The following is a 25,985-nucleotide window of genomic DNA, read 5'->3' on the forward strand; positions in this document are numbered from 1 at the left end:
AGCTACTAATTTAAATTTTTAATCTTATTCGATACTTCTCCAAAACACCTGTCAGCAGAACTACCAAGAAAGCATAAACCAAGCATTTAAAGATCCCAAAGATTCCACTCCTAAGGAAAATAGGTAAGCTGATACCTATCATGGTATAAATGGCGTAATGAATGTAAGGAATCAAATAACAAGTCAAGGTACTTGTTCCAGCGGGCCGTATCCATCGGAACCAATCTTTTTTCTCCTTGATATCCACCAACCAGATCAATAAGCCAAATGCAAGGATACTGATCCCAATACATAGGGCTACCCAAGATGGGGAAGCACCTAATTTATGAATACCCCAAATTGGCCTGGTCACTAAACCATACCCTAACATCACAACTGCAGAAGCTGACAGCATTATCCAAAATTGAGAAGGTTTCCCAGCAGAAAACCATTTATGATAATAAATCGAAACTACTATTCCAGCCATCGTGAAAGCTGGCATAGAACCATTGCCTACTATCCATATGTATTGTCTAATGGGTGATAAAACATCCAAATAACCTAGTTTCTCCAAGGCATTAAAAGCCATAAAAAACAAAAAGGCCAATGCCTGAGCTCCTACTTTTCCGTTTGTTAGTAAAAAAAACATCGAGCAGATCAGATATGACCACCCGATCAGCCCTAAAATACCATACCAATGCGTTTGCATTCCTGTAGGTGAATCCAGACTTCCTCCTTCGTATAAAAATGCCAAAGCCAATAACATCAAAACCCCGATCGATTGTGGAAGGTATCTCTTCACTCTTGTCCAAGTTCTGGGATAATCCATCCAAATCAAGAAGAAGGCTATGGTGATAAGTATTTGCCACAAAGGTTTGGAAAGTGGCGCTGAAGTGCTATAAGATTCCAAATTGACATGAAATATTCCCATAACCAAAAGCGCTAAAGACCTCAGCATTATATGAATGGCCAATTGGGGCTTGCTATCTCCCTTCTTTAGCCTATTCCTAATGGCATAAGGAATGGATAAGCCCACTATCAATAGAAAAGCTGGAAATACAATATCTGACATACCCAGCCTATCCTCGTCTGCTGAGGCATGGCCTAGCCATTCAGGATACCCTTCCAAACTCCAAAGGTCATTGACAAAAACCATCAAAAGCATGGTAATAGCCCTGAAAACATCAATAGAGTATAACCTGCCTACAGAAGGTATCTTGGAAGAACTATCGACAATCTTGTTGGGAGATATTAAAGTGCTGGAAGACATTTGATTAAATTAATACATTATTTAATCAAAAACCAACTACAACAAAATTAAAATTATACAAAAAGAATATTTACTTAAACAATTAATTATATCATCTAAAATTAAGTTTCTTTTAATTGGTTTGCTTTAAAAACCTATCAAAAGAGCTCCTCACTTTATCAATTTTACTAGCTATGATTATCCGGTACGAAACACAAAATATCTACAAAATACGTCAACAAGCTACTCAAAAAAGTAAATATTATAGAAAATCAAGGGAAATGTTTGGCATTTATTTCTATCTTTTGAGTGTCAAGTGACAGGCTTATCGCCCTAAAAAAAAACCGAGTCATAAGGTTCTAATAGTATAAGTCTAATTTTAAGAATCTTACAAATATCAAAGACTACTTTCAACGAGAAGTCATGACTAAATTATCATTTAAAAAATTGCTGATCATAGGCTTTTCTTTGTCTTTGATCATAGTGGCTTTTGTGAATTATTCCTCTTACAAAAGTCTCAAATCTTTTGAAGAAAGGATGAGCTGGGTGAGTCATACCTATGATGTACTTATTGCCAGCAAGGAAACATTAATTCAGCTGATCAATGCAGAAGCGAGTCAAAACGGATACATTCTAACAGGAAAAAGCCAATATTTGGAGCCTTACCATATCGCCCAGGATTCTGTTCACGTTTCTTTACACATTCTAAAAAATCTAATTTCCGACAATCCCAATCAAGTCAAACGCGTAGCTGTGCTTGAAGAAATTATTCATGAAAGGCTCAAAAACCTAGAAACCACCCTCTCTGACGATCATTCAACCACTATTGAGGCAAAAACCGGGAAAGTTCTGATCAGCAAAGGGCAAGACCTTACTTCAGAAGTTCGTAAAATAACCGCTGAAATCATTGCTGAGGAGAACCGTCTTTTGAATACCAGAGAGACGCAGGCCAAAAACAATGCCAGCAGAACGATCATCAGTATAGTAGCTGGATTAGCGGCAGTACTTTTGATCCTATTTCTAATGTTTGGCTACATTATGCGGATTTTCACAGCCCAAGTAAAGGCCGAGGAAAAAATTAAAAAGTCAAATGACGAACTAGAAAAACTATCCTTTGAAAGATCAAATCAAAACTGGATTTTAAAAGGAGAAAAACTTATAAATGAAAGTCTCCAAGGGAATCATTCATTACACCAACTTTCAGAAAAAATATTGAGTTTTTTCGCAAGCTACTTGGGAATGAGAATAGGAGCCCTTCATACTTTTGATCAAGAAAACAACTTATTGAAAATCTCAGCATCCTATGCGATACCAAATAATGAGTTAAACCAAGAGACAAAATTGGGTGAAGGCCTTGTCGGACAAGCTGCTAAAGAGAAAAAAACAATCCTCATTAATGACCTACCCAAGCACCATTATAAGATAAAGTCTTCTTTTGGAGAAAACACTCCAGATCAATTGCTTTTAAAACCATTAATCTACAATAACCAACTGAAGGGAATCTTGGAGCTCGGTTTTTTGGGTGAGATCAATAAAAATCAGCAAAAATTAGTTAACCAGCTTGAAAAAAACATATCCATTGCGATCCATACCACCCAAGCGCATGATGATATGCGCCAACTTTATGAACAGCTGCAAGTTCAATCCGAAGAATTGGAAAGCCAACAAGAAGAACTGCGACAAACCAATGAGGAGCTTGGCCAACAAACAGAAATGCTTCAAGCTTCTGAAGAAGAACTAAGGGTACAGCAAGAAGAGCTAAGGCAAACCAATTTGGAGTTAGAAGAAAAGGCTAGGTTATTAGAAATAAGCAACAAACAAATCGAAGAAGCACGTATTTCTATCCTGAATAAAGCAGAAGAGCTTGAGCGAACAAGTAAATATAAGTCAGAATTTTTGGCCAATATGAGCCATGAACTAAGAACCCCATTAAATAGTGTTTTGATCTTGGCAAAACTTCTTAGTTCAAACAAGAACAATACATTGGATAAAGAAGAAGTTAAATACGCCAATGTCATCCACAAAGCCGGCAGCGATTTACTTACACTGATTAATGACATCCTTGATTTGTCCAAAGTGGAATCAGGCCAATTGGACATATATGAGGAGGATATCGAAATATTAGACATCGGAGAGAACATGCAGTACTTGTTTAAGGAAGTGGCTGCAGATAAGAAGGTAAACTTTAAAGTAACAATTGATGAAAGCTTGCCAAAAACCATCCACTCAGACCGTCAAAGGCTTGATCAAATTATCAGAAATCTCCTGTCCAATGCTTTTAAATTCACCCCGGCCGAAGGGCAAGTAAGTCTTAATTTCACGGCACAGTCAAATAATAAACTAGCCATTTCGGTACAAGATTCGGGCATTGGAATATCCGAAGAAAAGCAACAATTAATCTTTGAAGCCTTTAAACAGGCTGACGGGTCGACTAGTAGAAAATACGGTGGCACTGGACTGGGCCTGTCAATCAGTAGAGAACTTTCCAGATTACTGAAAGGCACCATTAGCCTCATCAGTCAAGAAGGACAAGGTAGTACATTTACGTTGACCATCCCCTATCGGCTTGAATTGGAAAACCAAGATTCTATTGAAGCCACCCCAACACATATATCCAGTTACCCCAAGTCCATCGATAATGATAATAAACTTCTAATTCAAGACAACCATTACATTCCAGAAAAAATAACCGGCAAAAATTTATTAATCGTAGAAGATGATGTAAACTTTGCAGAGATTCTAAAAAACTACTCTAAAGAAAAGGGCTTCGAAACTAAAGTGGTATATGATGGAGAAAGTGCCATAAACTATATGAGTGAGGTTTCGCCAGATGCCGTACTATTGGACATAATGCTTCCGGTTATGGATGGATGGGAAGTTCTCAAAAGGATGAAGGCCAATGCAAGGCTCAAGGACATCCCTGTTCATATCATGTCAGCCACAGACAAAAACCACAAGCAGTTAATAGAAAGTGGAGCAGCGGAATTTATCCATAAACCAGTTGACCAAAGTGTTTTGGAAAGGGTCTTCAGGCAACTTCAAAATATTGACCAAGAAGGATTAAAGCATGTTTTAATCATAGAAGATCAAAAAATCCAAAGCGATATCTTAAAAGGACACCTCCAAAAAGAAGGCTTTGAGGTAGAACAAGCTTTTAATGGACTTGAAGCAATAGAATTTTCTAAAGCGAAGACTTTTGATTGTATCATCCTAGACCTAAACCTCCCAGACTTGACCGGTGAAGAAATCTTGGACAAAATCAAGTCCGAATCCATGAATAAGCAGACTCCCGTAATCATCAATACTGCCATGACAGTACCTGAAGAACTGCAAAACAAAATCAGACAATACAGCAATGCCATGGTGATCAAAACACCCAAGTCCAATGACAGAATTTTGGATGAGGTCAAGCTGTTCATGCACAAGATCAACAAACCTGACGCTCCTACTCCGTCAAATGGCAAAACCAAAACAACTTCCAGCGCTTCTGAAAAATCTTTTGAAGGGAAAAAAGTATTGCTTGTGGATGACGATATGAGAAATATATTCGCACTTTCCAGTTCACTTCAACAATACGGGCTAAATGTAGAAATCGCAGGAAATGGAGTGGAAGCTTTGAATAAGTTAAAAGAAATAGGAGATTTCGAACTGGTACTTATGGATATCATGATGCCGGAAATGGATGGATATGAAGCCATGAAGGAAATTAGGAAAGGGGGCCAATACAAAGAAGTCCCTATCATTGCACTCACTGCCAAAGCCATGAAAAATGACAGGGAAAAATGTATCGAAGCAGGAGCAAGTGACTATATCCCTAAGCCGGTAGATTTGGAAAAGTTACTATCCATGATCCGAGTTTGGTTAAGCAATTGATACAATGATCGAATCAGAATACCAAATATCTTTTGAAGAACTTAAGGAGATACTGCAACTCATTGAGAAAGTCCACGGATATGATTTTAATGATTATGCAGAGGCATCTTTAAAGCGGCGGGTTACTCATATCATGAACAAGTTGAAGCTTAACATTTTTGACCTGAAACACCGTTTGGTCAATGATACCCATTTTTTTGCTTTGTTCCTCAATCAAATCACGGTCAACGTCACCGAAATGTTCAGAGACCCTGGATTCTACAGATCAGTCAGGGAAAACGTCATACCTTATTTGGCTTCATATCCTCACATAAAAATATGGAATGCAGGATGCTCAAGTGGAGAAGAAACCTACTCCTTTGCTATAACGCTCAAGGAAGAGGGCATTCTTGAAAAAAGCTTCCTCTATGGAACAGATATCAACTCAGAAGTCTTGGATAAGGCCAAAGAAGGTATTTACGAACTTAAAAAAATCAAAGAGTATTCTACCAATTACCTCAATTCTGGAGGTAAAAGCTCCCTTTCAGATTACTATCACTCCATTTATGATGCCGGAATATTTCAATCAGAATTAAGGAAAAAGACTTTATTTTCTATCCATAATCTGGCTTCTGATAGTAGTTTTAATGAATTTCAGCTGGTGGTTTGTAGAAATGTCCTGATCTATTTTAATGAACACCTCAGAAACAGAGTGCTCCAACTATTTACAGAGAGCCTCTGCCATTTAGGTTTTCTTTGTTTGGGATCAAAAGAAACCTTAAGAAACCCACAGCTATTGGAGCAATACAAGGTTATTGACAGAAGAGAAAACATATATCAGAAGATTGTGTAGCACAGCTGACATACCGACTTCAGCTCTCCAGCCCATAGAATTGGTGGTTATCGGCGGCTCTGCAGGTAGTATGGTGGTATTGATGGAGTTAATGAAATCGGTATCTTTCTTTCCAATACCTATAATTTTTGTAATCCACAGAGGAAAAACCAGTTCCTTTGGAACATTAGCAGGAATATTCCAAAAGGCCAATCAAGAAATCAAAGTCAAAGAGGCCGAGGAAAAAGAAACCTTAAGCCCTAAAACAATTTATCTGGCTCCGGCAGATTATCATTTGTTAGTTGAAAGAGACTTTAGCTTATCACTGGACCTATCCGAAAAAGTATGGCACAGCAGGCCTTCTATAGATGTGCTATTTCAATCAGCAGCAGATGCTGGAGGAAAAAGGACCTTGGGAATCTTGCTTTCTGGTGCCAATGCGGATGGTGTTCAAGGTTTACAGGAAATCAGGAAAAAGGGAGGATTGACAATTATACAGGATCCTCATACTGCTGAATATCCTACGATGCCCAATGAAGCACTCAAAGCAAAAGCAGCAGATTATAAATTAACTCCAAGTAAGTTGGAGAGAACTTTCGAAAAATTAAAAAAAGTAAAATTGCATTTTTAAAATTAAGAATAAATGGATAAACTCAATATTCTATTGGTAGATGATAAAGAAGAAAATCTCATTGCCCTGGAAGCACTGATTAAAAGAGATGACTTCCATATTTTTAAAACTACTGACCCAAATCAAGCATTAAAAATCGCCTGGGAAAATGATATTTCAATTGCTCTATTAGATGTACAAATGCCCGAAATGGATGGTTTTGAACTTGCTAAAATTTTGAAAAGCAATTTAAAAACAAAACAGATTTTGATCATTTTTGTCACTGCCATATCCAAGGAAGTCAAATATGCCATTAAAGGCTTTAACACAGGCGCCATTGATTATCTCTTCAAGCCTCTTGACCCCTACACCACTGAAGCGAAGGTCAATGCATTTGCTCAATTGGCACGTGCTCAGCGAGAGTTAATCAAGAAAAATAATGAGCTGGAAAAATATGCATTGGAAGTAAAAAACTCCGCCGATATTATCTGTCGGGTCAATCCTAGAACCTTACAGATCAATGCAGTTAACCCTGCCATTACAAAAATACTGCAATATCACCCAGATAGTGTTCAAGGTAAATCTTTGATAGATCTTACAGAAGATGGAGAAGCTTCCATCACTCAATATGAACTAAGCACAATAGTGAGAGAAAATAAAAACTATATCGTTTTTCAGGACAGGTTTAAAAACGCCAAAGGTGAAACCTTGTGGTTGGAGTGTCGTGTAAGTAAAAAAAACGAACTGCTATTGCTTAATATGAGTGATGTCACGATCCAAAAAAACTATACCAATGAACTTATCCGGTCCAGGGATGTGGCAGAACAAACAAAAAAAATAAAGGAAAGCTTTTTGGCCAGTATGAGCCATGAAATCCGAACTCCGATCAGTGGAGTTATTGCATTGACAAAGACCTTAAAAAACACAGATCTTTCTGAGGAACAAGCAAAAACATTAGACTTAATTTCAATTTCTTCTCAGTCTTTATTGGGAATTGTTAACGATATTCTTGATCTTTCCAAAATAGAGGCGGGCAAGTTTTCAATTGTGAGGACTGAGATAGACTTGCTCCATTTGGTTAAATCCGTTTGTGATCTTCTCCACCATAAAGCCGATGAAAAAAACCTTGAACTAAGTTATGAAATTGATGAGAATGTTCCGTCTCACATTTTCGCAGATGCATTAAGGCTCAACCAAATCCTCATGAACCTATTGAGCAATGCGTTGAAGTTTACAGAAAAAGGCTTTGTCAAACTCATGGTCAAATCAATTGATTCCGAAGATGATGAAATTGTACTTTCCTTTATTGTAGAAGATTCTGGAATTGGTATTTCTCCGGAACAATTAGAACATGTTTTTGAAGAATTTTCCCAAGCGGATTCCAATATTACACATCGCTATGGAGGAACTGGATTAGGGCTGTCCATCACCAAAAAATTGGCTCAATTGAAGGGAGGAACCTTAAATGTATCCAGCACCTTGGGAAAAGGCTCTCAATTCGCTTTTACTAACAAATATAAAATTATCAAAAACAACGAATTGAAAAAAGATAATCAACAAGATGCTGTCATCGAGCCTTTTGAAGAAACAATAAATATCTTGATGGCAGAGGACAACATGATCAACCAGTTTGCAGCAAAGCACATAATGAAAAACTGGAATATCCATTTGGAAATAGCTGAAACGGGATCAGATGCTATTAAAAAATATCAAAAAGGTGATTTTAGTATTATCCTGATGGACATGTATATGCCTGAAATGAACGGGTTTGAAGCAACTAAGTTTATTAGGGAAGAAATGGAAAAGTCATCCAATAGAATACCAATCATAGGCCTATCAGCAGTGGCCCTTGAAGAGGACATCAAAAAAGCAAAAGAAGCCGGGGTAGATGAAATGATCAGTAAGCCCTTTGAGCCACTCAAACTCTATGAAATCATCAAAAAGCATCTGAAAATTTAACAATGAGTACCCTAACTTTCTTTCATCAGATATATTGGTCCTAGCAATCAAAAAATAAAAGGCCTCCAAATTTGGAGACCTTTTCAGTGTTCTTTCCAAATATTTCAGCTACGATAGCACTTCTTCCCCTTTGACATCCCTTTCTATTTTTTGACCTCTGAATTTCAAAAACAAAAAGAAGAATATTACAATCAATACCGCTGGTAAAATGGCAACATAGGACAATGTAGAAGCTCCACTGTCGGCATCCATAAATTTTCCCATAATTGGAAGAACAATGGATACTGAGAACATACCCAAACCACCCATAAGTGATAAGCCCAAGGCTCCACTTTCTGGAATTCTTTCCGCTACAAAACTCAGCATGGTCGGCCAGAAATACGTAATACCAATCGCAAATACAAAAGCTGCCGCAAAGACCATCCCTCCACTTGCACTACTGAGCCATATTAATCCTATACAACTAAAAACAGCCGAGAACAAAAGCATTCCTGTTGTATCTAACTTTTTCACCACAGGCCCAGCCATACCACGTCCTATGGCCATAATTCCATTTACAAAAGCTAATATCAAAATACCAGACACTCCTGTATCACTCAGTAATGCCTCTATTCTTTGATTAGTTCCCAATTCAGTTGATGCGGTCAACAGCATGCAGAATCCCATCAAAAGAAACAAAGGAGATACTACAGCCTTCCACATATCTTTGTTAGACACCCCCATGGCGACCCTTTCGGTCTTTGGAAGCTCTTTGCCCATAAATAGAATACCATACAAAACCAATGGAATAAACAATACTGTGACCAATAGTTGCCACGGCAAGTTTAATATATCCATCATTAGATAACCTATAAGGCTTCCTATGACTATTCCTCCTGGAAACCAAACATGGAAACGGTTGAGCATCTTGGTTTTATTTTCCGGGTATAAACTTGCCACTAACGGATTACACGCGGCTTCAACCATTCCATTACCGATACCAATAAACATGGTTCCTAAAAAGAACGAATAAAATTCGGAAGAAAAGATGGTCAGCACTATACCCACCAAATGGCTAAAAAATGCCATCCAGACAATCTTCTTGATCCCAAAATAATCTACTAAGGGGCCACCTATAATCATGGCTAAGGTAAATCCCCAAAATGCAGGGGCAAATGCCAGACCGATATCTGTACTGGTCAGTTCAAAATCCGTTTCTAATACTCCTTCCAATTTCGCCCTGACGGCAAATGTCATGGAAGTCACGATCAATGCCAAGCAGCTTGCATTAAATAGCGCAGCCCTTTTTATAGTGTGATTCATGTTGTTTGGGGTTATTGTTATTTAAAGGTTAATGAAATACCATATTTCAAATTAGAATGAAAATAAAAAATATTATCTTTCAAACCACATCAAAAACACTTTTTTCCACTAAAAAACATCATATAAATAATAGTTCTTTTAAACAGGCAAGCATTTAAATGCCCTAAAAATTCTAAATACTATATAATATACCTTTAATGGTTTGCTAAAACGATGTCCTTGTCCCATTATCTATACCAAAACCTACCCTGTTAATCGCTTTAAAAGTCTTATTTCCATTGTGATTTCCAGAAACACTTCCTATTTCAGATATGTCAGGCATGCCAAACTTTCTCTAAACCCCAATTGAGCTCGAACCTTCAAACCATTAATTTATAATCCTTTGTAAATATCATTCAGGTCCAAAGGATCACCCATTTCTTCCTGTAATTCCAACAAATCTTCAAACATACTTTTCACCCTTTCTTCGTGTTCCGATTCTTTGGATAAATCAATCATCTCCATAGGGTCATTGTTCATGTCAAATAACAGGACTTTATTTATTTTTGGATAAACCAAAAGCTTATAGCCATCCTTACGGATCATTCTTTGATAGTTCACATAGGCGCCATATATACCTTGCTCATAAGCGCCTTCTTTCGTTTCATTCTTGGCCAAAGACAAAAAGCTGTTGAACTCCACGTAATCTGGCTTTTCTATCCCTGCCAACTCTAGGGAAGTGGCCATTACATCTTGCAAATAGATATCATTATTTACCTTATTACCAGCGGGTAAATCAGGCCCCATGGCCATAAAAGGCACGCGAATACTATGGTCAAATAAGCTTTGCTTCCCAATCAATCCATGATGTCCCACCGCTAAACCATGGTCTCCAGTAAAAAAGATATAAGTATTATCCAATTCTCCTGAAGCTTCCAAGGCATCTAATATTTTTCCAATTTGTTCATCTAAATGGGTAATAATAGCGTAATATTCCTTTCTATGTGTTTTTATGGCCAATTCAGTTCTAGGAAAAGGTGCCAAGGCCTCATCCCTCAATCCCATTGAATTTCCAATATCATCCTTATAAGGGTACTCGGGCAACCAGTTTTCTGGAAGAGGTATATCCTCCAAGGGATATTTGTCCAAAAATGACTGTGGCGCCTGCCTTGGGTCATGGGGTGCATTAAAGGCGATATACATAAAAAAGGGATTCTCTTTCTTTTGGGCATCATCCAAAAATGCCAAAGCATCATCCTTGACCACCTCACTCCAATGTTTTCCACCTTCCCAAAAACCACCATTATTAGGGTCAGAAGATGACCATGAGGTATCATTTTCGCTCAAAGGCCTATAGTAACCTTTTGGCCTCAGATTGGAAATGTCCTCTCCATTTTTCAGTGCTTCCCTTATACCGGAAACACTTTTCCCCAGCTCTCCACGGTAATCATTGGGCATTCCGGGACGAATGTGCTTGGCCACTTGAAAAACAGTCTCTGCTGGTGCTTCGACATGCCACTTCCCCGTCATATAAGTAGAATAACCTGCATTTTCCATTAACTTTCCCCAGGTCTGCTGCAGTGAAAGTGAATCTCCAGCGGCCCATTTCTTGGATATATCCTGGGCTCTCCAAACATGTCTTCCGGAAATCATCATCGCACGGGATGCCACACAAATGGCACCGTTCCATCCACCCATATTATAGGCATGGGTAAAGGTAGTTCCTCCATTAACCAGTCGGTCCAAATTTGGAGTTGCTATCACCTCATTTCCCAAAGCATGGATCGCTTCAAAAGTATAGTCATCAGCAAACAAAAACAAAATATTAGGCTTTTTTACTTGTTTCTCCTTTGGCTGCTCGCAACTCCAAATGGACAGTGCAAGCACTAGAATTAATAGACTTTTTAAGCGTATCATATCTTTCACTTTTTTAAAACTTTTTCTTTGGCAGAACCTATTGGAACTCATTTTATTCCCCACGTTTTATTAGGTTGAGGACTTAATTTAATTTCAAGCTTGCCTCCTATTGCAAATAATTCATGCGGAAAATGAAAGCTGTTCCACTCCTCTCCATTGAGCTTTGCAGACTGGATATAGACATCTTCATCCCAATCATTTGCTTCAGTAATAATCTCAAACTTGTCTCCTGGATAATAATCATTATTCAGGTCAATAGAAACCTTATCGAAAATTGGACTGGTGATTTCATACTCCGATTGAACTGCTGCGCCGCCATCTACTTGGAAAATCCCCATCGCCATCAAGACACCCAATGCCCCCATTTGGCCCTGATCTTCATCTCCATTATATCCTCCATAAGGGCTGGTATCCCCAAAAGTAGTTTCTTTGACCTCTCTTACCCAATACTGACTTAACCAAGGTTTTCCTGCATGACTGAACAAATGGGCCATTTGACAGGAAGGCTGATTTTCATAATCCACCCAACTCTCGGCATGTTTTCCATGGTCAGTGATAAACTTGTTTCCCCTTGCCTTTTCAAAATACCCATTAAGCATTTCTGTATACGCTTCATTTCCACCAAACAATTCAATCAGGCCTTGCATGTCATGCGGAACAAAATGGGAGTAAATTGCTGAATTACTTTCGCAAAATCCAAGTGTATTAAATCCTTCGCCTATCAAGGTAAAATCGGGGATCCAATTCCCCTCCATATCTTTAGGATGAATGGCTTTGGATGCAGGGTTCCATAAGTTCCGGTAATTCTGGGACCTTTGCATAAGCATTTCATAATCTTCCTCCTTGCCCAGCACCTTGGACAACTGGGCCAAGCACCAGTCTTGGTAAGCATATTCCAAAGTCATGGACGCCCCATCTTTGTGGCCGCCATTTCCTGCTACTCCCTCGGGTACATATCCCCTGCTTTCATAATATTTCATTCCTCCACCTGTTGGATTTAAGTCGTGCTCATACCCTGCTCGATCCCTGATTCCGGCCACAAAGGCGTTTTTCATCAGACCTTCATAAGCCTTATCAATATCATATCCTCGGATCCCTTTGTTATAGGCAGTAGCGAAAAATGACGTAGCTGGGTCGCCTATCATCACATAAGTATAATTCCCTCCGGATGGACCTCTAGGGATCAATCCGCCGTCATGATACATATTCACCATACTGCTGCAGAAACCATCCATGATCTCAGGATAGGCCATTGACCACAAAACATTAAGGGTCCACTGGCTGCCCCATAATGCATCAAAATTATACTGCGGAAAAACAGGTTTACCTTGATCATCCAAAGGCACTTTTCTGATTCGAGGGCTCTCCCCAGTCATATCACAGTAATCCCCATTAACATCACTCACCACCCTTCTGCCCAGCAATGCATGCCAAAGATCTGTGTAGAACTTAACCTTTTCTTCCTTTTTACCTCCCTTGACCTTAATTCGGGAAAGCTTTTCCTCCCATTCCTTTTCTGAATCCATCACCACTTGGTCAAAATCCCAATGAGGCAATTCCTCCTCCATATTTTTCCAGGCGTTTTCCAAGCTGGTATAGGAAATGGCCACTTTCATTTTCACTGGCTTTCCTTCAATATCTAGCTTGACAAACGCCCCATTATTCTTCCCATTTATAGTTTCATTGGCATCTAAAAGCTCACCATCTTCCCATCCACCAAACTCTTCAATATAATGATCCAATTCTGCAGCAAAATAAACGTAAGTGGATTTGGGCCTTCTCCTGGTGCCCCCCATCAAGGAAAATCCTTCTATTTTACTTTCACCAACTTTCCTTACCATAGAAGAATCCACCTTGCCATGGGCCAGAAATTCGCCGGTATGAAAGCTAATATAGGCTTCTTGGCCTGCTGGAAAGGTATATTGATGAAAGCCAACACGCTGTGTAGAGGTCAATTCTGCTTTGATACCGTAGCGATCCAAGTTAATTTGATGATACCCTGGTTTTGCAATCTCCGAGGCATGGTCAAAGGATGATTTGGTGGCTTCCATTCCCTTAAATCCTTCAAACTCACCAGAGGTGGGCATCACTGGAATTCCTGCCATTTGCCAGGCGTGGATGTGACTGAAGCATCTCACCTCTGTACTGTCATACAAATAGCCACTATTCCAGCTCCCTTTTGTCCAAGTATCAGGACTTAGGTTGACCATTCCAAAAGGCCTGCTTGCGGAGGAAAAGAAAAACCAACGGCTTTTATGCGTATCTATAAATGGGTTGACATAAGCTGTATATTTTTCCTGAACTTGATTACAACTACAAATTAAGACAATCAATAAAAAAATGAGTTGGAGTTTTTTCATGGGGCTATTAGGGTTATTTGGGCAAATAAGTGGTGAAGAGGGAAGAATATATCCCTCACTCCTCAACCATTCAACTTATTTATTAATCTTTGGTTACTTTGCTTCCCCACCAATCGGGGTTGGGTTGCCAACCAGGGGTCAGCATTTTGACACGATCATTTTCGAGCTTTTCCAATTGAACTGTCTTGGCACGATTCAGTACTTTCTCTTCTTCTTTAGCATCATATTCAAGGTCCGCATAGGGATAACGGACATTATTTTTCTCCAGATACTTGTTCAGTTTTTTCATTAGTTGGGCAGTCACCTTAGGTTCCTTGGTTGAAAGATCTACTTTCTCTTCAGGATCAACTTCCAAATTGTAGACTTCCTTCTTATCATTTTCGTAATAATGGATCAGCTTCCATTTTCCATCACGGATGATAGAGCTCGGATCCCCCCCTTGATTCCCATAATGAGGATAATGCCAGTACAAAGCCCGATCCTTTTCTCCTTTCCCTTCCATAACAGCCACTAAACTCTTTCCTTCTATTGGAGACTTTATTTCTTTTTCAGCACCAACCATGTCCATGATAGTTGGCAAAAAGTCAATTCCACTGACCGGATAATCTATGTCTCCCTGAGCACCACCAGGAACCTTTATGAAATAAGGTACCCTTAAGCCTCCTTCCCACTGATACCCTTTTCCTCCCCTGAGCGGTAAATTAGAAGTAGAAAAGTTATCTCCTGAAGCCACTCCACCATGATCAGAGGTAAATATCACAATGGTATTGTCAGCTAATCCCTGCTCTTGCAATGCGTCCATGACCAAACCAACAGCCTCATCCATGGTTTCTACCAGACCACCATAGACCGGGTTATCTTGAATGGTGCGAATAGGTAGCCTCCTTTCCATCTCATAGCCATGATCAGCCAATCCTTTTGCCTGAGCCTTGTTTCTATATTTCTGCCATTTTTCTTCTGTGGTCTGAATAGGCCCATGAACGGCATAAAAGCATAGCATTGCAAAAAATGGTTTGTCATGTGCTCCTTCAATATAATTCACTGTTTCCTTGGCCAGTCTTAAACTTAGATTTTCCCCATTAGGCCCTTGCTCCAAATTAGGATTTACATAGGGGGCAAAGTAGCCTCCTTTAGGGCTTCCAGACTCCCATCCACCAACATTGATATCAAAACCATGATCCTCAGGATAGGATCCTTCCGAGCCCAAGTGCCACTTTCCCGCAAAAAACGTTTCATAGCCTTGAGTTTTTAGGGCCTCAGGAATAGTAAGCAATTCGGTGGATAAATCATGAGGATATTCCGGAGGCAAGAGCTGGGTATGTCTTCCATAACTCCTCCATTTTTCTCCTTCTGGAGCTCCAATCCAATCTGTAATACCATGGACTGCAGGTGTAACCCCGGTCATAATACTAGCCCGGGAAGGGCTACAAACCCTAGAAGCAGCATATCCTTGCGTAAACCTGTAGGATGATCTTCCAAGCTGGTCCACATGGGGTGTTTCATAATACTCACTTCCAGTAATACCTAGATCATGATATCCAAGATCATCGACCAAAATAAAAACCACATTCGGATGAGCTGCTTTTTGATCTTGAGCATTCAATGATATACTGATCAAAAATGAACAACAAGCGAACAAAAGCACCTTACTAAAAGCAGATTTACAATTAACAAATTTCAATTTTTCTAATTTTAGGTTTAAAGCCCTTAAAATAATGAGATTGTTTAGATTCATACCTACCTATCATCATAGAAATCCGATTAAGGCAAATTATTTGTTCGAATTCATCAAAAAAATGTGTAAAAAAATCCCTTTCAAAATATTTTGAAAGGGATTTAAGTATTGTCTTAATTTAAAAACAAAACATTTAAGCTTCCTTTGAAACCAAAGCTTCCTTTTGTGTCTTTATCTTTTTTGTAATTTCATTGATGGAACCTTTCAGTTCTTCAAACTTCTTATCAATTGTCCCATTCAATGAATGAGCAAGGTCCTCACCTTGTTTTTGCATTTTTTTTCTTGTTTTGCCTCCTTCATCAGGGGCAAACATAACTCCAAGTGCTACTCCTGCTGCCAATCCAGCAACAACGCCTAACAATACTTTTCCTTCACCCATAATTTTACAATTTTAGTGGTTTTAAATAATTAAAATATATTCTACTACTAACAGCACCGCTTCAAAAACTTATGATCAAGCAAATGCATGATGAAATAAAAACAACAACCATGCTAAAAACCAACATTACACTTTTTAATGTTAATTTTATGATCAATCATCCCCATTGACAGACTGGAATTGGTTTAGTCCGTCTTCAACAAGTTTAAAAATCCTCTTTTTGAGGTTTCTAAAATCTTTAGCAAACACACAAAGTAACTCCTCCAACTCTTCTTGATGAGAAACTACCTTTCTATCTGCTCCAGTTGTATTTTCACGCATACAATGACTTATGGCACTCATTTGCCTATCCACTTTAAAGTCAATTTCCTCTCTCCTTCTATCCAAAATTGAAAGTCTATTTTCAATTCTTCGAACATAATTCATGTCAATATCCTCAATAAAACGGTGAAAGTATTTCCCAAGTAAGTCTCTCAAAAAGCGTAATTCATCTTGATAAAAAGCCAAATCAGATCTCCAGTGTTCATCTAAAGCGTAAAAATTCATGTACAGATCACCATTAAGTTTTTCTGTATAGTTCTTTATGATTCCTTTTTTAATATGCTCAACCATAATTTCAAGCTTTGCTTATTAACTCCCAAAACATCAACTACCCTCTTTTTGATCGAGAGGTATTGCAATGCTTACTCATTGCATCCATATCCTAATCATTAAAAATGAGGATTTATAAAAAATCAAGCTTCATGAAAAAGCACCAAAATGATACTTTTTTTTTGACTTGTATTAATTTAACTAAATGGAGTCCTTTTGACAACAAAAACCAAAAATTAATGCAATAGGGAGCCAAAACTTTAACAATTATGATTTCAATTCATTCGGGCTAGCCTTGTTTTTGTCCCAACAATCCAAGTTAAATGCGGTTACTTCTGCTATTTTGCCCAGTGCCTCCCGGGTCAAAAAAGCCTGATGACTGGTGATCAACACATTGTGAAAAGTCAAAAGACGCGCAATGACATCATCCAACAGAATATCTTCGGAATGATCCTCAAAGAACAAATCCTCTTCTTCTTCATATACATCCATTCCAAAAGCCCCTACTTGCCCACTCTTCAGCGCACCTATCACCTCTTTGGTATTGACCAAAGCGCCACGGCTTGTATTGATCAGCATCACCCCTTTTTTCATCTTTTCAATACTTGATTTCCCTATTATGTATTTGGACTCAGGAGTCAATGGTAAGTGCAAGGTTATGATGTCTGATTGCCGACAAAGGGTATCAAAATCCACATACTCCACACCTGTGGACGAAATTAAATCTTCATTGATGTAGGGATCAAATGCCAATAGCTTACAGCCAAATCCATGAAGAATCTTGGTGACTTTACTACCTATCTTTCCTGTACCAGCTATTCCAACTGTTTTTCCCTCCATATCAAAACCTACCAGCCCATCCAATGAAAAATTCAAATCCCGAACCCTATTGTGAGCCCTAACCAGCTTTCTGTTCAATGCCAATATCAATGCCACCGTATGCTCCGCTATGGCTGCAGGAGAATATTCAGGCACCCTGGCTACTTTAATCCCTAGTCGATCGGCAGTTTTAAGGTCAACATGATTGAATCCGGCAGATCTGAGTGCAATGTACTTGATGTCCATTTCATGAAGTTTTTCCAACACCGGTGCCGAGGCATCATCACTGACAAAAAGCGACACCGCGTCACTCCCTCTAGCAATACCCACTGTATCTAAGTTTAGTCGTGTTTCCAACAGCTTAAGCTTATGATTTGGAATCGCTTCCTTCAGGTAGCTATGTTCAAATTTATGGGCACTAAAAAAGGTCACTTTCATATTCTATCAATTTCGATGAAAACAAATTATAACATTAAGAGCGGTGAAGTAAAAAACAGCATTTTTATAATTATAACTGTAACTAAAAATAGTCTATTTGACTTACTCTTCAAAGGCTTTAGGATTGAATCATAGCTTTTTCGGCCATCATATGTGAAGCCAATATTAACGCCATCAAACTGTAAATAGGTAATAACGAATATCACATTTTAACCGAATAAGTCATGACTTGTTTCTAAAAAACCTTTACAACAACCCTTCTTTTACTTTGCCTTAAATACTGAAAAACCATCACTAAACTGAGAACATATAGATAATTCTACCTTATAGTCAATCGATTGATTTTTATTAAATAATAGTTAATGTATAGCCTTTATAATTAACAAAACCCTAAAAAACACTTAATAAGTTTGCGTGATTTAAAATCTACTTTTGGGTCGAAAATAAAAAGGGCCTGCGTCAACAGGCTCTCTAAAATCAAGTATTGATAATTTCTCAGTTACCCAACACTTAAATTTTATGCTTTTAAATTTACGAATTTCTAAAACCATTTATGCTTCAGCGTGCGTGGTTGTATGGGCAGGATTCAGTTCTTCTCCATACCATTCGGTTGCAAAAGGTATTGAAGAAGGAATCGTTGTAAAAACGAACCATTCACTATCTGTGCAACAGTTAATCTCGGGCAAAATCACGGATGAACAAGGAGCGCCCCTACCAGGAGCAACCATTCGTGTAAAAGGAACTTCACTCGGCACAGTAACAGACCTAGATGGCAATTTCTCCATTGAGGTAGCAGAAGGAGGTGTACTTCAAGTTTCTTATGTTGGATATGTTTCGCAAGAGATTGCTGTCAATGGCCAATCCACCATTTCAATCCAGTTGGAACCAGATGCTACCCAATTGGATGAAATGGTTGTTGTCGGTTATGGAACCCAAAAGAGGTCAGACGTTACAGGAGCCATTGGTTCTGTAAAGGCTGGTGAATTCAATAAAGGAGTTATCTCCAACCCTGTTGATCTCTTGCAAGGTAAAATGGCTGGGGTCAACATTTCCTCTACCAGTGGTGAACCAGGAGCTGCACAAAATGTGATCATTAGAGGTATAGGTAGTTTGCGATCAGGAACACAACCCCTGTATGTGATCGATGGCTTCCTATTGGACAATTCCGACACAGGAATTGCTTCCAATCCACTCAACTTTCTAAATCCCAACGATATTGAGAGCATTGATGTACTAAAAGACGCCAGTGCAACAGCTCTTTATGGTTCCAGGGCCTCAAACGGCGTGGTCGTAATAACTACTAAAAAGGGAAAAGCTGGTGCTACCCAAATGAACTTTTCTGCTTCCACAGCTTGGTCTTCCATGGCCAAGAAAATTGATGTTTTTGGTGCGGATGAGTTCCGTAACCAAGTGGTTGCAGCAGGTGGAGCATTGGAAGATTTTGGAGGAAATACAGATTGGCAGGATGAATTGACCCAAGTAGGTTTCTCAAAAGACTTTAACTTCTCCATGAGTGGTTCAAATACAGAGAAGTTCTCTTATTTCGCTTCCTTAGGTTACCAAGATCAAGAAGGCATCTTAAAAAATAGTGAACTGGAAAGGTATTCAGGTAAGTTAAACATGAATCAAAAAGCTTTCAATGGCAGATTGATTGTGGATTACAACCTTACAGCTTCACACACGGAAAACCTTCGTCCAAGCATTGGTTCTACCATTAGCGATATGCTCAGCTTAAACCCTACCATTCCTGCATTGACGAATGGAGAGCCCACGCTACTTAACACCAACGCTTTGAATCCATTGAAGCGGTATGAACTGTATAGTGACGATGCCGCCAATAACCGTATTTTGGCAACAGTATCTCCTTCTTTTGAGATTTTGGATGGATTAACCTATAAACTGAACTTAGGGGTAGATTATTCCAGTACCAATAGGTACCAGCAGTACAGACCTTACACTGAAGTCATCAATGAATCCAATATTTCAGATGGCACCTTGGATGTAGGGATCAGCGAAAACACAAATAAGTTGGTTGAGAATACACTAACCTATAATTGGCACAATTACCAGCATAATCTGTCTGTATTGGCAGGACACTCCTATCAGACCTTTTTGGATCAATACAGATTAACTTCTGCTCGAGGATTTGCGGACAACAATATTGAACCTAGGTATCAAGACCATAACAGTACCAGTGAGTACCCAACTACAGTAAGTTCCTCTGCAGTTAAGAATGAGTTACAATCTTTCTTTGGAAGAGTAAACTACATCTATAACGACAAATATTTATTCACAGGAACTTTACGAGCCGATGGTTCCTCCAAATTTGGTGAAAACAATAAATATGGCTACTTCCCTTCTTTTGCCTTAGGCTGGAATGTAACCAAGGAAGATTTCATGAGCAACTCCGTTTTCAATAACCTAAAAGTTCGTGCTAGCTGGGGACAGACAGGTAACCAAGAAATACCTTCCAAAATCACCAAAGCGAGTTATGCTGAAGACAGGCTATCAACAGGTTCAGGAAGTCTCAACACCTACCCCATCGATACTGACGGCAACTCACTGGATAATTACCCTTATGGAATCGTTTTCACCAGACTGGCAAATCCTGATTTACAATGGGAAGTTTCTACTCAAGTGGATTTTGGGATTGATTTCGCATTCTTTAATTCCAGATTGACTGGTACTTTGGATTACTTCAACAAAGTATCTTCCAACATCTTATTGGAAGTAGTTCCTGCAGATCCTGTTCAGCCTACTTCAACTTATTGGGACAATATCCCAGATATGAAAATCCACAACAGCGGTATTGAATTGGCCTTGGATTATTCCAGCAAGGAGCAACGTGAATTTTCCTACACTATCGGGGGTAACATTACACTCATTAAAAATGAGGTAAAAGACTCTCCTTATTCGGTATTGACCACAGGTGCCGCCCAAGGTGCTGGCCAAACTGGCGCTACCATAAACGGTTATATCAACGGTCACCCAATCGGAGCATTTTATATGCTTGAGTTTGATGGGATCGGTGAAGATGGTTTGAATAAATTTAAGGACATCAATGGAGATGGAGAAGTTTTGGACAACGATAGAAGTGTAGTAGGAAGTGCAATTCCTAAAGCCATCTATGGAGCGCACATGAACTTCAACTACAAGTCGTTTGACTTAGGATTGAATTTTAATGGTTCTGCAGGAAGCAAGATTTACAACCATACCACCATGTCTCTTTTCACCAAAGCACAATTAGCCAGGTCAAATAACGCCACAGACTTTGCAGTGCAATATCCTGAAGAGTCATTTAATAATTCCAACACCGTATCAACACGATTCTTGGAAAGTGGTTCTTATTTCAGACTGAACAATGCAACCCTGGGCTATAACTTGAATTCAGAGGAGATTGGACTAGGTGATGCCTTCCAAAATATCCGCTTATCTGTAACCGGTCAAAACCTATTTGTGATAACTGACTATTCTGGATTTGACCCAGAGGTCAATACAGGATCTACTTCAGGAGGTATCCAGACTTTTGGAATCGATCGATTCACTTATCCAAGAGCAAGGACATTTTCTATCAATTTGAATTTGACCTTCTAAAGAAATTTCATGATTGATAAATCATCTAAAAATGAAAAATAAAAGATTTAATACCCTACTACCCGTTGTCGCGTTTTTGTTCGCTTTTCTAAGTTGCACGACGTTGGATGAAGAAGTTCTTGACGAGTCCTTGACAGGGACTGGCCAAGCGGAAGTTGTAAGTGGTTCAATAGCTCCAGTATATGGCCTACTCCGCCAAGTATGGATGCACACCGTTAATTTTGGACTTCAGGAAGTTGCTTCAGATGAAGGGATTCTTCCTTATAGAGGCGGAACAGATTGGTTTGATGGAGGCAAATTCATCGCTGTCCATCAGCACTTGATGACACCTACAAACGGTTTGGTTGGAGATGCTTGGACTTACATTACCCTGACCCTATCAAGAGCGGTACTGGCAGAAGAAAGATTGCAAATTGAAGTAGAAAGTGGTAACTCATCTGCACAGGACGCCCTTTATGAGATGGTAGCCATGAAGGCTTATTTGAATATGTTGGCATTGGATAACTGGGGGCTGGTTTTTAGGAAAGACAATTCTGATGAAATTTCTGAAATTCTAAGAGGCCAAGAAGCCATTGAATACCTGGAAGAGGAGTTATTGTCAGTAGTAAATGTGATCAACAGTGACAAAGGTCCGGGTAGAATGAACAAGCATGCTGTCAATGCTTTGCTGGCCCGCTTATACTTAAATGCTGCGGTTTATAGGGACCCTTATGGTACGCCAGACTTTAGGTCTGAAGATATGGACAAGGTGATACAATATACAAGCAGTATCATTGATGGACCTTATTCATTGTCTCCAGAATATTTTGAATTGTTCAATGACGATAATGATACGAATCAAGAGATCATCTTTTCATTGGATCAAAGAGGGGTACTTCAAACTGAGCACAGCCGATGGGCCTATTGGTCTATCTCCGGTGATCAAATTCCAAGACCGGAATTCCCTAGTACAAGGGGAACCGATGCAGTAGCAGCTACACCTGATTTCTTTCAGACTTGGGTAGATGCTTACGGCGATGTCGACCCTGCTGATGCAGATGCTCGTTTCTTCCAAGAAAACACCATCATTCCAGAAGACCTTAAAGACCTTACCGGTGTTACCCCAAACAATGATGCTGACCATTATTATTGTGTTGAGGCCACAGAATTTGAAATAAACAGGGGAATTCTTCGTGACGTGATATGGGGGCCTAGGAAAGATGAAAGTGGCAATATCATGACTTGCGGTGACGGTACAGTAAGAATCTATCCCATTATCAATAGAAGAAGTAGTGGTGCAGACATCCGTTATGTAGACCATACCTTGAAGGTAGATTTTACGAATGAAGGGAGTTTGCATAATGCGGGCTACCGATTCTCTAAATACCAGTTTAGCCATACTGCTACCAATTGCTGTAGCAACAGTAGTGTGGATTTGGTCTTGATCCGTTTGGGCGAAATTTATTTAATGCGCGCTGAAGCTAAGTTAAGAAAAGGTGACAATGCTGGCGCTTTAGCTGATATCAATACTCTAAGAACCTCAAGAAATGCACGCCCAGCGCAGACTCCTGCTGCTTTGGAGGCCATTGATCTTGATATCCTGTTCCGCGAAACTGGATTTGAATTGTACTGGGAAGGTTTTAGAAGAAACTATCAAATTCGTTTTGGTAAATATGAAGATAGCTGGACCGAAAAAACCGATGCTGATGTGCACAAGAGATTGTTCCCTATTCCTCAAAAAGCAATGGACGGAGCATCTAGTGAGGCAGGCTTCCTTGTACAAAACCAAGGCTACTAAAGCCTATCAACCTTTTGAAATAAATAAAGCCGATGAAAAATCTCATCGGCTTTTGCTTGTTTGATACTTTCTCAATTAGTCGTTTATTTTTTGAATACCATTGCTCTTTAAATCAATGGAAAAGTGATCAGAGGGCAGCGAATGCAAAAGCTTGTCGAAGATCACAAAAAACTGAATAAGTTGGGCATTTATACTTTGGCCCTGTATAGCATCTTTTGATATCACCATTGGAATCAATTCTTCATAATAGCTAAGCCTCTCCGAAGCAATCAGCTCTTTCCCTAGCTCATCTCCGTTTTTTAACAAGTAAAAATCATCGATAATGGATTGGGCAGGAACTTGGTCTATCATTTCTGCTTTGAAATTTTCTACTTTCTCATAAAGGAAAGCTTCTCCTTCATTTTTGTCCATTTCACTCCACGCTTTGAAATCGGAATCAGTCAGATTCTGCAATAGCACTGCCAGGTTTTCAGGCCAATCAGAAGGAATAAACCTTGACCTAGTTAGTCCGATTAAATGATTTCGGGTATAGTCCAGATAGTCCTGTGAGGCGAGAATTGTACTGTCCCATATTCTGGGATCTTGATTTTGGGATAACCAATCATACTCCATTCTGTAGAGATCAAAGAACTCCGTCATGTTTTCTACTTCTTTAAGCTGAATTGTTTCGATTTCAAAAGAAGAAGTATTCAAAGTCTTTAAAGTTTTGTAAGCCGGGGGAAATGCTGCTAAAGAAGGTACTTGAATATTGAACAAAACATGGCTCTCAGTCGAATCATGGTAAATACCCGTATCATTGATGTGCATATGCCCTGCAAAATGGAGTCGGATGCCAGCTTTCGCGTATAATTTGGTCGTTTCCAATGAAGGGACCCTTGCGAGCTGGAATTTTTGCTCCCCAAAAAGTGATTTCATATCATCTGAAGCCCCGTCATGAAATTCCATTAAAGGGTAATGGCTGAAGGAAATCAAAGTTTTCCCTCTTTTATCAGCTTCATGCACAACCTTTTCTATCCAATCCAGTTGGTGTCTTTTATGAATGGCTGCCTGATTGAAGCCAACAGAAGAACCTTTCCATTCATTTTTAGAAGGTGTATAGACATTTCCATCCAAAGCCAGTAACCAAATACCTTCCACTGGCTCCACCACATAGCTTGCATCAGGAAGCGTCTGGCTCGAATCACCTATGGGATAAACTCGATTTTTAAAATCTGAACTCTCCTTAGCTTTTTGGAAATCATAGTTATCTACCTCCAATTCCTGAAATGGATGAGACCAAAAAAGGTCTTTCTCATTCGGAAAAAAACCAAAATCCCTCAATGCTCCAGTGATATCAGAATACCCCCAATAATTAATTTGCTCGGTGATAGCAGTTTGTCTATCAAATAAACCTTCTGCTCCAGCAATGGCTTGTTCTGCCCCTTCTTTACCAAGAAAGTCTCTTTTGCCCGCTATTCCTCCAAAAGGTTTGACTGGATCATGATTGCCGGTGGTCAGAAAAAAACGCATTCCAGCATCCTCGGCATATTGGTCCAAGATTTTCTTTAATGCAATCACATTCATCGGCTGTCCATCATCGGTGAAATCACCGGGCAATACTACCAGTTGGATTTCTCTTTCTTTCAGGTCTTCAAGTGCACTGATAAAAGCAAAATAGTTTTCATTGAAGAGACGAGTGGAATTCAATTGACTCTGCATTGTCCGGATGGTAGCAAATTTTCCAGTCTTAGGATTGAGCACTCCTTTGAATTCGGCTGAATTTAAATCTGCATGTACATCCTGTAAATGTATATCAGATAAAAAAGCTATCTCTGTCCTTGTAGTCTGTGCCAACAATGTCATATTGGTACTGACCAGTTGCATCGCTGCACCAAGGATAATTGTTAAAAGGTAATTCTTATTCAAATCAAAATTAGGTTTTAAAGTGTTGAAAAGCTAGGTTAAGACTAAATGGTACATCGGATAGTAAATGCCAAATGGAGACAAAGCATTCTAAATCAAACCATGAAATTCACCAGTTTAAATTAACTTTTCAAGCTGTTCTTTCAAAAACTTGCAGATCATAAAAATGGTCAGTTGCGAGACCTCTTTTTTAATCAATTTAAATACGTCTTATTTGATTGTATAAAGTTAACTCAGACTCCCACTGGTGAAGAGTAAAAACAGGAAGGCTGCATACTTTGTGGTCTGTTTAACAATTGATGAATGGCCAGGTGCAGGGATTTAAAAGTAAAAGGCTTATTAAGCACCGCACTATTAGGAATAGCAAAACTATTATCACAAAATCCTTTGTCAAGTTCCTTGGTTACTAAAAACAATATTGGACAAGAAAACTTTTCTCTTAGTCTACGAAGCTCATCATAGCCAATGTCCCTATCTTTCAGATATGACCCTATGATAATAATTGATGGTCGAATGTCTTTATTTATAATCTCGTCAAAATTGAGACCAGACCCAATATCAGAAACTTTGAAATTCCCATAATTCAAAATCTCCCTGATATTATCAGCCAAATCAAAATCCTTCTCAAGAATTACAACTCTTAACATAAAATTAGGGTTGGTGTTGATACGATTCTTAAAGTCGAGGAATTGTGTGGATTCCTTTACAAAA

At 39.1% G+C, this 25,985-nt stretch carries 16 protein-coding genes; 6 read left to right on the top strand and 10 right to left on the bottom strand.

Annotated features, from left to right (window positions below):
- Positions 1–10 precede the first annotated feature (10 nt).
- Positions 11–1,249, bottom strand: a complete 1,239-nt coding sequence (locus tag IFO69_RS21280) for a heparan-alpha-glucosaminide N-acetyltransferase domain-containing protein (RefSeq protein ID WP_192012172.1) — start codon at positions 1,247–1,249, stop codon at positions 11–13.
- 402 nt (positions 1,250–1,651) lie between these two features.
- Here IFO69_RS21280 and IFO69_RS21285 point away from each other — a divergent pair, with 402 nt between their 5' ends.
- The 4 genes from IFO69_RS21285 to IFO69_RS21300 are packed head-to-tail and all read left to right on the top strand — an operon-like array spanning position 1,652 to position 8,481.
- Positions 1,652–5,101, top strand: a complete 3,450-nt coding sequence (locus IFO69_RS21285) for a response regulator (RefSeq protein WP_192012173.1) — start codon at positions 1,652–1,654, stop codon at positions 5,099–5,101.
- A gap of 4 nt (positions 5,102–5,105) precedes the next feature.
- Positions 5,106–5,933, top strand: coding sequence for a CheR family methyltransferase (locus IFO69_RS21290; protein WP_192012174.1), 828 nt, complete (start codon positions 5,106–5,108; stop codon positions 5,931–5,933).
- A complete protein-coding gene (locus IFO69_RS21295; protein WP_192012175.1) occupies positions 5,896–6,543 on the top strand; it encodes a chemotaxis protein CheB in 648 nt (215 codons plus the stop codon). Before IFO69_RS21290 ends, IFO69_RS21295 begins: the two co-directional genes overlap by 38 nt.
- Before the next feature lie 12 nt (positions 6,544–6,555).
- Positions 6,556–8,481, top strand: coding sequence for a hybrid sensor histidine kinase/response regulator (locus tag IFO69_RS21300; protein WP_192012176.1), 1,926 nt, complete (start codon positions 6,556–6,558; stop codon positions 8,479–8,481).
- A gap of 108 nt (positions 8,482–8,589) precedes the next feature.
- Here IFO69_RS21300 and IFO69_RS21305 read toward each other — a convergent pair whose 3' ends face one another.
- The 7 genes from IFO69_RS21305 to IFO69_RS21335 all read right to left on the bottom strand — a co-directional run bounded on the left by IFO69_RS21305 (position 8,590) and on the right by IFO69_RS21335 (position 18,001).
- On the bottom strand, positions 8,590–9,783 hold the full coding sequence (locus IFO69_RS21305; protein ID WP_192012177.1) for an MFS transporter: 1,194 nt from the start codon (positions 9,781–9,783) through the stop codon (positions 8,590–8,592).
- Positions 9,784–10,155: 372 nt separating this feature from the next.
- Positions 10,156–11,679, bottom strand: coding sequence for a sulfatase-like hydrolase/transferase (locus tag IFO69_RS21310; protein WP_192012178.1), 1,524 nt, complete (start codon positions 11,677–11,679; stop codon positions 10,156–10,158).
- A 47-nt stretch (positions 11,680–11,726) separates the two neighbouring features.
- Positions 11,727–14,039: a GH92 family glycosyl hydrolase gene (locus IFO69_RS21315; RefSeq protein ID WP_192012179.1), complete on the bottom strand. Its 2,313-nt coding sequence runs from the start codon at positions 14,037–14,039 to the stop codon at positions 11,727–11,729.
- A gap of 82 nt (positions 14,040–14,121) precedes the next feature.
- A complete protein-coding gene (locus IFO69_RS21320) occupies positions 14,122–15,720 on the bottom strand; it encodes a sulfatase (RefSeq protein WP_225444249.1) in 1,599 nt (532 codons plus the stop codon).
- Positions 15,721–15,907: 187 nt separating this feature from the next.
- Positions 15,908–16,153 carry a YtxH domain-containing protein gene (locus IFO69_RS21325; protein WP_192012181.1) on the bottom strand — a complete coding sequence of 82 codons (246 nt, stop codon included), beginning with the start codon at positions 16,151–16,153 and terminating at the stop codon, positions 15,908–15,910.
- Positions 16,154–16,306: 153 nt separating this feature from the next.
- Positions 16,307–16,765 carry a hypothetical protein gene (locus IFO69_RS21330; protein ID WP_192012182.1) on the bottom strand — a complete coding sequence of 153 codons (459 nt, stop codon included), beginning with the start codon at positions 16,763–16,765 and terminating at the stop codon, positions 16,307–16,309.
- 246 nt (positions 16,766–17,011) lie between these two features.
- Positions 17,012–18,001: a 2-hydroxyacid dehydrogenase gene (locus tag IFO69_RS21335; protein WP_192012183.1), complete on the bottom strand. Its 990-nt coding sequence runs from the start codon at positions 17,999–18,001 to the stop codon at positions 17,012–17,014.
- Positions 18,002–18,520: 519 nt separating this feature from the next.
- Here IFO69_RS21335 and IFO69_RS21340 point away from each other — a divergent pair.
- Together IFO69_RS21340 and IFO69_RS21345 are read left to right on the top strand one after the other, a co-directional pair.
- Positions 18,521–21,595 (top strand): SusC/RagA family TonB-linked outer membrane protein, encoded by a 3,075-nt coding sequence (locus tag IFO69_RS21340; RefSeq protein ID WP_192012184.1) that lies wholly within the window; start codon positions 18,521–18,523, stop codon positions 21,593–21,595.
- A gap of 31 nt (positions 21,596–21,626) precedes the next feature.
- The gene (locus tag IFO69_RS21345; protein ID WP_192012185.1) at positions 21,627–23,372 is read left to right on the top strand and encodes a RagB/SusD family nutrient uptake outer membrane protein; all 1,746 of its coding nucleotides are present in this window, start codon (positions 21,627–21,629) and stop codon (positions 23,370–23,372) included.
- A 75-nt stretch (positions 23,373–23,447) separates the two neighbouring features.
- Here the strand turns inward: IFO69_RS21345 and IFO69_RS21350 are convergent, their stop codons facing one another.
- Both IFO69_RS21350 and IFO69_RS21355 read right to left on the bottom strand, forming a co-directional pair.
- Positions 23,448–25,277, bottom strand: coding sequence for a metallophosphoesterase family protein (locus IFO69_RS21350; protein ID WP_225444250.1), 1,830 nt, complete (start codon positions 25,275–25,277; stop codon positions 23,448–23,450).
- Positions 25,278–25,507: 230 nt separating this feature from the next.
- Positions 25,508–25,921: a response regulator transcription factor gene (locus IFO69_RS21355; protein WP_192012186.1), complete on the bottom strand. Its 414-nt coding sequence runs from the start codon at positions 25,919–25,921 to the stop codon at positions 25,508–25,510.
- Positions 25,922–25,985 lie beyond the last annotated feature (64 nt).

Source organism: Echinicola arenosa (genome assembly GCF_014841125.1).
Classification (GTDB): Bacteria; Bacteroidota; Bacteroidia; order Cytophagales; family Cyclobacteriaceae; genus Echinicola; species Echinicola arenosa.

Bases quoted from the DNA above. Each gene is read 5' to 3' on its own strand.
- IFO69_RS21280 (WP_192012172.1), bottom strand. From the start codon at position 1,249: ATGTCTTCCAGCACTTTAATATCTCCCAACAAGATTGTCGATAGTTCT.
- IFO69_RS21285 (WP_192012173.1), top strand. From the start codon at position 1,652: ATGACTAAATTATCATTTAAAAAATTGCTGATCATAGGCTTTTCTTTG.
- IFO69_RS21290 (WP_192012174.1), top strand. From the start codon at position 5,106: ATGATCGAATCAGAATACCAAATATCTTTTGAAGAACTTAAGGAGATA.
- IFO69_RS21300 (WP_192012176.1), top strand. From the start codon at position 6,556: ATGGATAAACTCAATATTCTATTGGTAGATGATAAAGAAGAAAATCTC.
- IFO69_RS21305 (WP_192012177.1), bottom strand. From the start codon at position 9,783: ATGAATCACACTATAAAAAGGGCTGCGCTATTTAATGCAAGCTGCTTG.
- IFO69_RS21310 (WP_192012178.1), bottom strand. From the start codon at position 11,679: ATGATACGCTTAAAAAGTCTATTAATTCTAGTGCTTGCACTGTCCATT.
- IFO69_RS21315 (WP_192012179.1), bottom strand. From the start codon at position 14,039: ATGAAAAAACTCCAACTCATTTTTTTATTGATTGTCTTAATTTGTAGT.
- IFO69_RS21325 (WP_192012181.1), bottom strand. From the start codon at position 16,153: ATGGGTGAAGGAAAAGTATTGTTAGGCGTTGTTGCTGGATTGGCAGCA.
- IFO69_RS21330 (WP_192012182.1), bottom strand. From the start codon at position 16,765: ATGGTTGAGCATATTAAAAAAGGAATCATAAAGAACTATACAGAAAAA.
- IFO69_RS21335 (WP_192012183.1), bottom strand. From the start codon at position 18,001: ATGAAAGTGACCTTTTTTAGTGCCCATAAATTTGAACATAGCTACCTG.
- IFO69_RS21340 (WP_192012184.1), top strand. From the start codon at position 18,521: ATGCTTTTAAATTTACGAATTTCTAAAACCATTTATGCTTCAGCGTGC.
- IFO69_RS21345 (WP_192012185.1), top strand. From the start codon at position 21,627: ATGAAAAATAAAAGATTTAATACCCTACTACCCGTTGTCGCGTTTTTG.
- IFO69_RS21355 (WP_192012186.1), bottom strand. From the start codon at position 25,921: ATGTTAAGAGTTGTAATTCTTGAGAAGGATTTTGATTTGGCTGATAAT.